We start from the raw sequence: 11,418 nt of genomic DNA, 5'->3' as shown, positions 1-11,418 counted from the left end.
ACCCGCGCCACCCGCCCCGGTCCACGACGCGATCACAGAAGCTCTGGCGAACGATCGGCCGGTGACCGTACGCGTCGGGCTGCGACCGCCGTATAACTGGTCCGTTACCCCGATAACCGAGGACGCCGTCGCTGGCCATGACTATCTCGACCAGCTGCCGTCGCGTCGGCAACTGCTCCTCGTCGGGGCCACCGACCTAGCCGCCGTGATGGCAGGCATGGCGCACCTGTTGGACTGGGCGGTAGTCGTGGTGGACCCTCGGCCTGACCATGTCGCAGCGGGTGCGATGCCGCCAACAGCTCGGGTAGAACGTGCCTGGCCGGACATCTGGCTGGCCGAGCACCCGCTCGGACCTCAAGACGCTGTCGTGACACTCAGCCACGATCCGCGGATAGACGACCGGGCCATTCGCGCGGCGCTGGCGGGAGATGCGGGACATTTGGCTGCCCTGGGCAGCCGAGCCACTCATGCCCAACGGATGCGACGGCTGGCAAGCCAGCCAGGCCTTGACCGACTTGTCGGGCCCGCGGGACTCGACCTCGGTGGTGCATCGCTCGCCGAAACGGCACTGTCCATCCTCGCCGAGACCGTCGCGGCAAAAAGCGGCCGCAGCGGCCGTCGGCTCCGAGACGGTACGCTGCCGATCCGAGCCGCAGAGACCGCGACGGCTCATGGTTGACACCCGTCGAGCTGGCACACCGATTGCCCGGTCATCCAACGGCTGTCGTCCGAGGCGAGGAACCCCACCGTGTCGGCCGCAGGGCGCGACCGTCGGCGGCGCATCCACGCTCAGGAGACCTTCGCGAGCAGGCCGGTGACGGTCTCGGCTTCCGGGTGCTGCATCTCAGTCAGCAGCGCGAGCGCGTTACGCCAGACGTCCTGGGCAGCCTGTCGGTCTCCCGTGTCGGCGTGCACCCCGCCGAGCCGTACCAGCGTCTGCGCCTGCTGGTAGCGATCTCCCACCTGCTCGCGCAGCTCGGCCGCGCGTCGGTAGGCGGCCACCGCCAGGTCCGGTTGCGCGAGTGCGCTCCGGACGGAGCCGAGGGTGTCCCACGCCGCTGCCTCGCCCCGCCGGTGGCCCACCTCTGCGAGTAGGACGATCGCCAGCTCGACGATGGGCACTGCGGCATCGTGGTCGCCCAGCTGGGTGCGCTGTAGGGCGATCAAGTTCAGCGCCAAGCCTTCCCCGCTGCGATCACCCGCCGAGCGGCAGAGCTCCAGCGCCAGTTCGGCGTGGCGCAGCGCCAGTTCGGGTCGTCCCTGCCGTTCCTGCGCGAAGGACAGGCCGCGTTGCGCGATTGCCTGCCCCTCGACGTCACCCACCCGTTGGAACAGCGCGGTGGCCTCGACCAAGTGCGGCGTGGCTTCCTCAGCGGTGCCGGCGATCAGGGCGATCAGGCCGAGGCCACGGTGCGCCTGGGCCAGCGCGTACGGGTCGTCGAGTCGGCGAGCGGCCCGCATCGCGGTCTGCCACGTCCGCGTCCAGTCGGTCCAGTGGCCCCACCGTTCCAGGTACTGCTCCAGGCTCCAGGCCAGTTGCCAGGCCTGGCCGTCTAGACCGCCGGTGTGGGCGGCATCGAGGGCGGCGAGCAGCGCCGGTCGTTCGTCGGTGAGCCACGCGACGGCGCTGGCCTCGTCCGGGAACTCCCGCGCCGTCACCCCGGGCGCCGGGGTGGGCAGGTGCAGCGGTGGCCGGGTCGGGCTGATCCGCCGGTCCGCCGCGTACGCCGAGTGTAGGTAGTGGTCGATCATCCGGCCGAGTGCCGCCTGACGGTCCGCCGGTGACCCGACGGTGAGGCACAGCTCTGCGGCGTACGCGCGCAGCAGGTCGTGGAAGGCGTAGCGGCCGCATGCGGGCTCGGCGACCAGGTGCGCGCCGGTGAGGCCGTTCAGCAAGGGCCGAACATCCTCGGCCGGTACGCCGGCCAGGCTGGCGGCCGCCTCGACGCTGGCCGGTGGGCTTGGGTGCAGGGCGAGCAGCCGGAACAGTCGCGCTGCGGCCGGCTCCAGCGCCGCGTAGGACCAGGAGAAGACCGACCGCACGTCGACGGCCGCCTCGGAACCGGTGAACGCCGCGAGGCCGCCCGTGGCACGACGCAGCTCCTCGGCGATCGCGGCGAGCGGAAACTGGCGATGGGTGGCGGCGCGGGCGGCGACGATGGCCAGCGCCAGTGGCAGCCGCGCGCACCGCTCGATGAGCTCGTCGACGGCCGCGGGCTCTGCGGCGACCCGGGCCGCATCGAGCCGGCGGGCCAGCACCTGGCGGGCGTCGTCGTGGTCCGGCAGGTCGAGTAGCGTGGGGCGGGCACCGTGCGTGGCGACCAGGCCGGGTAGCTGGCTGCGGCTGGTGACGATCACCAGGCTGCCGGCTGAGCCGGGCAGCAGCGGTCGTACCTGATCGGTGTCCCGCGCGTTGTCCAGCAGCACCAGCATCCGCCGCCCGGCGAGCCGGCTGCGGTAGAGGGCGGCCTGGGCTTCCACACCGTCGGGCACCTGGCGGGACGGCACGCCCAGCGCGTCGAGGAATCCGCGCAGCACATCCTCGGTCCGGGCGGCACCGGCCGGGTCGAAGCCGCGCAGGTTGGCGAAGAGTTGGCCGTCCGGGCACAGCGGGGCGACCCGATGCGCGCAGTGCACCGCCAGGGTGGTCTTGCCGATCCCCGCCATGCCGGTGACGACGCTGACCAGCGGCGCCGCGGCCTGCGCCGCCGACGTCAGCCGGTCGACCAGTTCGACGACCTCGTGGTGGCGGCCGCTGAACACGGGCAGGTCCGCCGGGAGTTGCGCCGGTACCGGCGGTGTTCCGGTGGTGGGCGCGAGCGGTGCCGCCTGGTCGGTTTGACCGGCGGCCGGGTCGCCGCCGGTGCCGGGCAGATGACCGTGGAGCAGACCGCTGGGACGGCGCTGCCGGGAGAGCGTGGCAGGCTGGCGGCGGCGGCCCGCCCGGGCGGCGGCGGTCAACGCCGATCGGCTCTCCGGGTCGAGCCGTAACGCGTCGGCGATCGCCGTCACGGTGCGGGCCTGGGGCCCCTGGCTGACGCCTCGCTCCATGTCGCTGATCGCGCGGTCGCTCACCCCGGAGCGGGCGGCGAGCTGCTCCAACGTCAGGTCGGCGTCGAGGCGGAGCCTCCGCAACAGCGGCCCGAAGGCCATCCCCTCCGGCATCGGGCCCTCCCGCGACGGTATCGCCGGTTCATTTTGGCACGCTGCGCGCGGCCGATGACCGGTACGGCGACCTGGTGCGACCTCGCTCACCTGCGCACGCAGAAGACCACTTCTGCGTGTCTTCTTCGTGGTTTCCCCCCGGCCAGGCCGGTTGGCTGGAGGCGGCGGCGAAGACGGCGGGGCGGGACCCGCCGTGCTGGCAGCCACCCGCGTTCCCCTCTCACCAGCAGGAGCAGCACATGCCCTACGTCACCGTCGGCCAGGAGAACAGCGGCGACATCGAGATCTACTACGAGGACCATGGAACCGGACAGCCGGTTGTCCTGATCCACGGCTACCCGCTCAACGGGGCGTCCTGGGAGAAGCAGTCCCGGGAACTGCTCGCCTCCGGATACCGCGTGATCACCTACGACCGGCGGGGCTTCGGCAAGTCCAGCCAGCCGACCACCGGCTACGACTACGACACCTTTACCGCCGACCTGAACACCCTGCTCGAGCACCTGGACCTGCGCGACGTCGTGCTGGTCGGGTTCTCCATGGGCAGCGGTGAGGTGACCCGCTACCTCGGTACCTACGGCTCCCAGCGGGTTCGCAAGGCGGTGCTCATGGGAGCTATCCCGCCGTTCCTGCTCAAGACCGACGACAACCCCGACGGCGTCGACAAGCAGGTGTTCGAGGACATCAAGGCGGCGGTGATCGCCGACCGGCCGGCGTACTTCAAGAACTTCCTCGACAACTTCTACAACGTCGACGTCCTGGGCGGTTCCCGGATCAGCGACGAGGCGTGGCAGAACAGCTTCGTCGTCGCCCTTGGCGCCTCCACGTACGCCGCGCACGCCTGCGTCGACACCTGGCTGACCGACTTCCGCGGGGACCTGGGCAAGTTCGACGTGCCGACGCTGGTGATCCACGGTGACGCGGACCGGATCCTGCCGATCGAGGCGACCGCCAACCGGCTGCCTGGACTGATCTCCGATCTGCGCTACGAGGTGATCCCGGGCGGCCCCCACAACATCGCCTGGACCCACCCGGAGCTGGTGAACCGCTACCTGCTCGACTTCATCGCGTCATGAACCGGGCCAGCGCACCCACCGTAGTGCTCGTGCACGGGGCGTTCGCCGATGCGTCCAGCTTCGCCGAGGTGATCCCGCAGCTGCTCGCCGACGGGATCCCCGTGGTCGCACCCGCGGTGCCCAACCGCAGCCTCACCGGTGACGCGGCGTACGTCGCGTCGGTCGTGCGGAGCATCCCCGGACCGGTGCTGCTGGTCGGGCACTCCTATGGCGGCGCCGTCATCACGGTCGCCGGAGTCGAGGAGAACGTCGTCGGGCTGGTGTACCTGGCCGGCTACGCACTCGACGAGGGGGAGAGCCTCGCTGACCTGCAGGGCCGCTTCCCTGACTCCGGACTGGCGAGCGCGCTCGTCTACTCCCCGTACCCGACCACCGATGGCGGCGAGGGCACCGACGTCTCCGTTGACGTGACACGGTTCGCGGAGATCTTCGCCCACGACGTGGACCCGGACCGGGCCGCCGTGCTCGCGGTGTCCCAACGTCCGCTGGCGGCGGCGGCGTTCACCGAGGTCGCGCCCGTTGCCGCCTGGAAGGACGTGCCCAGCTGGGGCGTCGTCGCCAGCGCCGACCACACCATCAACCCCGAGGTGGAGAGGTTCGGCTACCACCGGGCGGGGATGCCCACGACAGAGATCAACTCATCGCACCTGGTGATGCTGTCGCATCCGAAGGACGTCACCGCGGTGATCCGCGAGGCGATCCTGCGAACCACCGCCTGACCTGACACCGTGCGGCAACGGCCGGCCCGGCAACGGCGCCGGCCGGCCGACCCGCCGCATCACCCCATCCCTCCACCTGACAGGAGAAAGCCATGGCCGTGATCGACGGAATCCTGAACTCGGCGGACCGCAAGGTCACCGGTGAGGCGCTGCAACAGACGCTGGCCGATCTGATCAATCTGGGTCTGCTCGCCAAGCAGGCGCACTGGAACCTCACCGGCCCACACTTCCGCAGCCTGCACCTGCAGCTCGACGAACTCGCCGACCTCGCCCGCCGGTCCGCCGACGAGGTGGCCGAGCGGGCCGTCGCCGTCGGCTTCAACCCGGACGGCCGCGCCGCCACGGTGGCCGACCAGTCGGCGCTGCCCACCCTCGAGCACGGAGACATCGAGGAGGGCACCGCAGTCGAGATCATGATCGACGCCCTGTTCGCCCTGATCCGCACACTGCGCCAGGCGGTGACCGAAACCGCTGCCGCCGACCCGATCTCACAGGACCTGCTGACCGGAATCACCGCCGCCGTCGAGCAGCAGCACTGGCTGTTCCGCGCCCAACGCTGAACCCAGCTGCCGCCCGACCCGAAAGAGGCCGACATGAGTACGTTGCTCACCCCGCGCACCGACATCCGCCGCGCCGGCGACCGATTCAAGACCGACATCGCCTGGCTGGACAGCAAGCACTCGTTCTCCTTCGGCCGGCACTACGACCCGACCAACACCCACCACGGGCTGCTCCTGGTCAACAACGACGACATCGTCCGCACGGGCACGGGGTTCGAGACCCATCCGCACCAGGACATGGAGATCGTCACCTGGGTGCTGCGGGGCTCGCTGGTGCACCAGGACTCGACGGGCCACAGCGGCGTCATCTACCCGGGCCTGGCCCAGCGGATGAGCGCCGGCCGCGGCATCCTGCACAGCGAGAAGAACGACGCCTACCGGCTGGAGACCGACCGGCCCCACGAGGACGTGCACTTCGTTCAGATGTGGGTCGTCCCCGACGAGTCCGGCATCACGCCCGGCTACGAGCAACTAGAGATCGGCGACGAGCTGCTCTCGGGCCGCCTCCTCACGGTGGCCTCAGGAATGGACCAGCACGACGGGTCGACCGCGATCCGGATCAGGAACCGGTACGCCGCACTGCACGCCGCTCGACTACAGCCTGGGCAGAGCGTCCAACTGCCCGACGCACCCTTCCTGCACCTGTTCGTGCCCCGCGGCACGGTGCGGCTGGAAGGTTCCGGGCCCCTGGCCACCGGAGACGCCGTGCGCTTCACCGCCACTGGCGGGCAGCTTGTCACCGCCGTGGACCCTGCGGAGATCCTCATCTGGGAGATGCACGCCTCCCTCTCCGACGAGAGCTGACGACCGCGGTGTTCCCACCCGCCCCGCTGAATGGACGAAAACCAGGCCCCGGCAGCTCGCCGACGAAACGCCCGACCCGCGACCAAGGAGACCAGCACGTGGATGTCAGCATCACCGACGTACCCGAGCGTCGACGGTACGAGGCCAGGGTCGACGGCCAACTCGCGGCGATCGCCGAGTACCTGCCAGCCGACGACACCGTCGTCTTCACCCACACCCAGGCCTTCGACGGATACGAGGGCAAGGGCGTGGCGAGCGCGCTGATCCGCAGCGCGCTCGACGACGTACGCCGCAAACAGCTCTCCGTGCTCCCGGTATGCCCGTTCGTCGCGCAGTTCGTCCAGCGGCACCCGGAAGACTACGCGGATCTGATCCAGGACCCGTCAGCCGGACGGTCGACGCCGCAGGCAGACTCCACCTGACCCGGTCGACGCCGCCAACAGCGGCTCCGGCACCCCGCCGCGCAGCGATCGGGTCGAACCGCCTCGACTTCATCAGGGTGTGCACCAGGGTCTCCGGCAACTAACGGACGGTAACAATGCAGACGCCGTTATCGCATTGGACGCCGCGAAGGTGTTTCCGGCGGCGTCCCGGGCTTTGACAGCAAACGTGTATGAGGTTGCTCGGCGACAGCCCGGCCGGGTAGCCGTCAGCGGGAACCTTGCCGGTAATCTCGCAGATCCCAACGGCGAGGCTTCATGAAGACGCGAGATTGCGCCCGTGTGGCCAGCGGATCGGGAAGGATGCCGACGATGGCCAGAATGGTGCACGGCACGGAGGAGTCCGGATGACCGAGTTGTTCCCGCCGATCCCGCTGTCCGCCTGGGCGGACTCGAAGGAAACCGTCCACCGGTTCGAGCAGATCGTCGGCAAGATCCGGCTGGACCAGGCACCGCCCCGCAACCACTGGTGGCACGTGCCGTTCCATCTGACCGGCCGCGGCATCACCTCCCGGCCCATGGGCCGGGACCTGATGTTCGCCATCGACTTCGACTTCGTCGACCACCGGCTGGCCATCAACACCCTCGCCGGCCAGACGGCCTCCTTCCCGCTGCCTGGCCTGTCCGTCGCGGCATTCCACGAACGACTGTTCACCGCGCTGTTGCACCTCGACATCCGCGCCCACATCGCAGGCCAGCCCTACGATCTGACCGACAACATCCCGTTCGCCGAGGACACCACACACGCCGCGTACGACCCGTACTGGGTCAACCGGTACTGGCAGGTCCTCAGCCAGGTGGGGCTGGTGCTGGAGGAGTACGCCGCCCGGTGCAACGCCAAGACCAGCCCGGTGCACCATTTCTGGCACACCTTCGACATCGCGGTCACCCGCTTCTCCGGCCGGCAGGTGCCGCAGCCGGACACCGTCGACCCGGTGACCCGGGAGGCGTACTCACACGAGGTGATCAGCGCCGGCTTCTGGTTCGGCGACAAGAACATCCCCGAACCGGCCTTCTACTCCTACACCGCGCCCGAACCCGACGGCCTCACCGAGGAACCGCTGCGACCCGCTCAAGCACGCTGGGTCGAAAACCGGGGCGCACACCTCGCGCTGCTGACCTACGACGACGCCCGCGCCACCACCGACCCCCGCGCGACGGTCCTCGCCTTCCTGGAGAGCGCCTACCAGGCCGGCGCCCACCGTGCCGGTTGGGACACCGGCAAACTGCGCACCCAGTACGCGCCCTGACCGTCGGCACCAACGTGGCCGGGTCGGTCCTGCAGCCGGCCTGGCAAGGTCATCTGCCGGCCGGGTAGGGCGGCGACCAGCGGCCCGGCGGATGACGCTGTCGGCTGTCATCTCCTCGTTGCGCGCGGTCTCCAGGACCGCCTTGGCCAACTGCACTTAACGGTGGTGCGACAGATTTCCGTCCAGTCAGCATCCGCCAGCAGGGCGGGTGCGGGACGCGCCGCTGGCCGAAGCCTGAACTGCGAGTTTGGCTGCGGGCCGCAGGCCTGGTAGCGCTAGGAGGCCCCCAACGGCAATCGCGCGAGCGTGCGTAAGGGGTGGGGTGATGGCCGAGGCGCGCGGATACTGTGAAGCGCGGCGACGACCGGTCGCCAAGCTTGCTCGCCGAGAAGAGGTGTCTGTGATGGCCGATGCGCCGATCTTGGTGCTCGGGGCGACCGGCGGTCAGGGCAGCGCCGTCACCGAGGCGTTGTTGAGCCGCGGGGCTCGGGTGCGGGCGTTGGTGCGCGACCCGAAGCGGGGTGCGGCTCGCCGGTTGGCCGACCGGGGTGTCGAGGTGGTCGCTGGTTCGCTGGATGATCGCGGCTCGCTGGCCGCGGCGATGGCGGGCGCGGGGGCTACCTTCGCACTCACGACTCCATTCGAGGCGGGCGTGGATGCCGAGGTGGCCCAGGGGCGGGCGATCTTGGCCGCCGCCGGCGAAGCCCGAGTGCCGCATCTGGTGTTCAGTTCGGTGGCCGGCGCCGATCAGGGGAGCGGTGTGCCGCACTTCGACAGCAAGGCGCGCATCGAAACCGAGCTGGCTGCGGGTGACGTCCCCTACACGATCTTGGGGCCGACGTACTTCTTCGACAACGCCCTCGGCGGGGCGGACCGCATTCGCAGCGGGGTGCTCGAGCTGCCGCTGCCGGCGGATCGGCCGCTGCAGCAGCTTGCCCGCACCGACCTCGGCGTCTTCGCCGCGCAGGTGCTTCTCAACCCCGCCCCCTACGTCGGGCGACGCATCGAGCTGGCCAGCGATGCCCCTACCCCCGCCCAGATGGCGGCCGCGCTGAGCGCGGCGCTGGGACGGGAAGTGCGCCATGAGCGGGTGCCGCTGGCCGAGATCGGCAATCCGGACATGCACGCGATGTGGGCGTTCTTGAATGGGCCGGGTTACCAGGTCGACATCGCCACACTGCATGCCGCCTACCCCGAGGTTGGTTGGACCAGCTTCGCCGATTGGGCCCACCGCACGTTTGGATTCGTTTCGTGAACCCTCCCGGCTAAGGGACGTCGTCGGCGCTCACGCTCATTCTCGGCGCGCCACGCCCTCGTGGCGTGACGTGACGCGAAAGGGGTCAGCCGATACCCCAAGACACGAGATGGGCACCGCGGTGTAGGCACTGAAATTGGGACGCAACCAGCTGCCGGCCGGCACGGTCCAGCTGCTGCAGGAGCGCCTCGGTCTTCCGCCGTGACCAGCCGAGCTGATGGCAGCTGACGCGAATCATGTCGCGACACAATGGAGGCGCGGACCAAGGCCCTTCTCCACGAAGGGCCTGCTGCTAATCTCACGGCATGAGCACCCATGCTGAGCATGGGTGCCGCGAATTTGTGTACGATCCCCCCTCGGACACCAGTCTTCGTGCGGGATCACGGGAGCTCACCACCCCGGTGGCTCCCGATGAGGGCACTCCGTAGCACTCGTGCACACATCGAAGGTCAGGGCTCTCGGCAACATCTGCTGAGGCCGCGCGAACGGCTGCGGCGGTCACCATGACGGCCGCCCGGCAACCGCCCCGCCGACGCCTCGACGAGCAGCTCATCGGCGCGGTCATCCCCACCCCGCTTCCTCGCCCGGCACCGCCACCGGCTCCGATGCCGGCGCTGCCCGCAGCCGTTCCACCTGGGCGCGAACCGGCCGACGGCATCGCCTTCGACGTGGCCCGCCCGGACGCCGACGGCCGGGTGGCCGCCCGGGCATTGCTGCGGGCGCTGCGCTGGCCGTCCGGTCACCGCCTCCATGTCGACGTCACCGACGGCCTCCTGCTCATCGCCGCCGCACCCGACGGGATGCACGCCGTTGGCGCGCGCGGGGCACTCCCGCTGCCCGTCGCGGCCCGGCAGATGTGCGGCATCACCTCGCACCAGGTGGTGCTGCTGGCGGCGGTCCCGGCCCGCGATCTGCTGATCGTGCACCCCTCGAACACCATCACGCGGCTCCTCGCGGACCTGCACACTGCCGTCCTCGGAGGCCCCTCCCATGCCGGCTGATCCGTCACGCATCATCACCGCCCGGCAGATGCTCGCGCACCTCGGCCTCACCCCGGCCGACCTCGCCGCCCACCCTGACCTGTCGCGCCGCATACCGACGCTTGCCGACTACATCCCGCGAGTCGCGGCCGCGGCCAGTCCGGGCACCCGCCGCACCTACGGCACCTACTGGAACCGGATGGCCGCCACGCTCGGCCACCTGCGGCTGGACGAGGTGACCGCCAGCGACATTGAAGCCCTCATGCGGCAGGTCACCGCCACCGCCCGCACCCGACGCACCAGCCGACACGGCCGTCACGCGGGCGAGCACGTCATCGCCGCTGCACGCGCCGTCTACCGCCGTGCCATCGCCGACGGCTACATCGCCCTGGCGGCCAGCCCCGCCCACCGGGTCGCCAAGCCGCGCCGGCTGCCCAACCCCCGCCGCGCCCTTACACCTGGCGAGTTGCAGGACATCAACCTGGTGGCGCGTACCAGCGGCAACGACGTCATCCTCGACGCCCTGCTGCTGCGCCTGCACACCGAAACCGCCTGCCGCCGCGGCGGCGCCCTCGCACTGCGCCTGGCCGACCTCGACACCCGCCACTGCCTGATCCGCCTCACCGAGAAGGGCGGCACCCTGCGTTGGCAGCCCATCACCTCGACACTCGCCAATCGCTTCCTCGAGCACGCCGAGGCGCGCGGTGCGGTTCTGCCCGCCGACCGGTTGCTGCGCTACCGCAACGGCCGGCCGATCAGCAGCCGCCGCTACGACCACCTGTGGAAACGCATCGGAAAACGCCTACCCTGGGTCGCCGCCCACGGCATCTCCACCCACTGGCTGCGCCACACCACCCTCACCTGGGTGGAACGCCACTTCGGCTACGGAGTAGCCCGCGCCTACGCCGGGCACACCGACCGCCGCGGGCCCGCCACCACCACCTACATCAAAATCGACCCCCCATGCCATCGCCGAGGCCCTGGCCGCCATGACCGGCGAGCCACACCCGCTTGCGCCAACCACCGCGCAGACTCGCGCCCGATAAGGGCGGGACCGCGTGCCAACCGTCGCGGTGGTCGCGTCTGATGCCGAGCCCACGCCAACGTCGAATTGGCACTGGACTTGGTAATTGTTCCGTGGCCAGCCGAGTTCCCGATTCTCGTTCGCGCGC

At 70.4% G+C, this 11,418-nt stretch carries 11 protein-coding genes; 10 read left to right on the top strand and 1 reads right to left on the bottom strand.

The genetic code is table 11. The features are described 5' to 3' along the window. Positions 1-679 (top strand): XdhC family protein (locus tag FXF52_RS31270; protein ID WP_222870772.1); only part of this gene is annotated, 679 nt, incomplete at its 5' end. Positions 680-789: 110 nt separating this feature from the next. Here FXF52_RS31270 and FXF52_RS31265 read toward each other — a convergent pair. After that, positions 790-3,165, bottom strand: coding sequence for a tetratricopeptide repeat protein (locus FXF52_RS31265; protein WP_148802229.1), 2,376 nt, complete (start codon positions 3,163-3,165; stop codon positions 790-792). Between the two features lie 239 nt (positions 3,166-3,404). Here FXF52_RS31265 and FXF52_RS31260 point away from each other — a divergent pair, with 239 nt between their 5' ends. From FXF52_RS31260 to FXF52_RS31215, 9 genes are all read left to right on the top strand, one after another. Further along, positions 3,405-4,238, top strand: coding sequence for an alpha/beta fold hydrolase (locus tag FXF52_RS31260; protein ID WP_148802227.1), 834 nt, complete (start codon positions 3,405-3,407; stop codon positions 4,236-4,238). Continuing rightward, on the top strand, positions 4,235-4,957 hold the full coding sequence (locus FXF52_RS31255) for an alpha/beta fold hydrolase (RefSeq protein ID WP_148802225.1): 723 nt from the start codon (positions 4,235-4,237) through the stop codon (positions 4,955-4,957). Before FXF52_RS31260 ends, FXF52_RS31255 begins: the two co-directional genes overlap by 4 nt. A 92-nt stretch (positions 4,958-5,049) precedes the next feature. Then, the gene (locus FXF52_RS31250) at positions 5,050-5,517 is read left to right on the top strand and encodes a Dps family protein (protein WP_148802223.1); all 468 of its coding nucleotides are present in this window, start codon (positions 5,050-5,052) and stop codon (positions 5,515-5,517) included. 33 nt (positions 5,518-5,550) lie between these two features. Then, positions 5,551-6,321, top strand: a complete 771-nt coding sequence (locus FXF52_RS31245; protein ID WP_148802221.1) for a pirin-like bicupin family protein — start codon at positions 5,551-5,553, stop codon at positions 6,319-6,321. 98 nt (positions 6,322-6,419) lie between these two features. After that, complete coding sequence (locus FXF52_RS31240; protein WP_148802218.1) at positions 6,420-6,743, top strand: GNAT family N-acetyltransferase; 324 nt, start codon at positions 6,420-6,422, stop codon at positions 6,741-6,743. A gap of 365 nt (positions 6,744-7,108) precedes the next feature. Next, entirely contained in the window at positions 7,109-8,011 is a 903-nt protein-coding gene (locus tag FXF52_RS31230; RefSeq protein WP_148802214.1) for a DUF5996 family protein, read from the top strand. 403 nt (positions 8,012-8,414) lie between these two features. Then, the gene (locus FXF52_RS31225) at positions 8,415-9,266 is read left to right on the top strand and encodes an NmrA/HSCARG family protein (protein WP_148802212.1); all 852 of its coding nucleotides are present in this window, start codon (positions 8,415-8,417) and stop codon (positions 9,264-9,266) included. Between the two features lie 503 nt (positions 9,267-9,769). Beyond that, positions 9,770-10,267, top strand: coding sequence for a hypothetical protein (locus tag FXF52_RS31220; RefSeq protein WP_148802210.1), 498 nt, complete (start codon positions 9,770-9,772; stop codon positions 10,265-10,267). Beyond that, positions 10,257-11,333 carry a site-specific integrase gene (locus FXF52_RS31215; RefSeq protein ID WP_255472524.1) on the top strand — a complete coding sequence of 359 codons (1,077 nt, stop codon included), beginning with the start codon at positions 10,257-10,259 and terminating at the stop codon, positions 11,331-11,333. The genes FXF52_RS31220 and FXF52_RS31215 overlap by 11 nt, the downstream gene beginning before the upstream one ends. Positions 11,334-11,418 lie beyond the last annotated feature (85 nt).

It is taken from the genome of Micromonospora sp. MP36 (genome assembly GCF_008119785.1).
In the GTDB taxonomy this organism is placed as follows: Bacteria; Actinomycetota; Actinomycetes; order Mycobacteriales; family Micromonosporaceae; genus Micromonospora.
The sequence above is the reverse complement of the archived record's forward strand: the minus strand, read 5'-3'. Positions and strand labels throughout refer to the sequence as shown.

Bases quoted from the DNA above. Each gene is read 5' to 3' on its own strand.
- FXF52_RS31265 (WP_148802229.1), bottom strand. From the start codon at position 3,165: ATGCCGGAGGGGATGGCCTTCGGGCCGCTGTTGCGGAGGCTCCGCCTC.
- FXF52_RS31260 (WP_148802227.1), top strand. From the start codon at position 3,405: ATGCCCTACGTCACCGTCGGCCAGGAGAACAGCGGCGACATCGAGATC.
- FXF52_RS31255 (WP_148802225.1), top strand. From the start codon at position 4,235: ATGAACCGGGCCAGCGCACCCACCGTAGTGCTCGTGCACGGGGCGTTC.
- FXF52_RS31250 (WP_148802223.1), top strand. From the start codon at position 5,050: ATGGCCGTGATCGACGGAATCCTGAACTCGGCGGACCGCAAGGTCACC.
- FXF52_RS31245 (WP_148802221.1), top strand. From the start codon at position 5,551: ATGAGTACGTTGCTCACCCCGCGCACCGACATCCGCCGCGCCGGCGAC.
- FXF52_RS31230 (WP_148802214.1), top strand. From the start codon at position 7,109: ATGACCGAGTTGTTCCCGCCGATCCCGCTGTCCGCCTGGGCGGACTCG.
- FXF52_RS31225 (WP_148802212.1), top strand. From the start codon at position 8,415: ATGGCCGATGCGCCGATCTTGGTGCTCGGGGCGACCGGCGGTCAGGGC.
- FXF52_RS31220 (WP_148802210.1), top strand. From the start codon at position 9,770: ATGACGGCCGCCCGGCAACCGCCCCGCCGACGCCTCGACGAGCAGCTC.
- FXF52_RS31215 (WP_255472524.1), top strand. From the start codon at position 10,257: ATGCCGGCTGATCCGTCACGCATCATCACCGCCCGGCAGATGCTCGCG.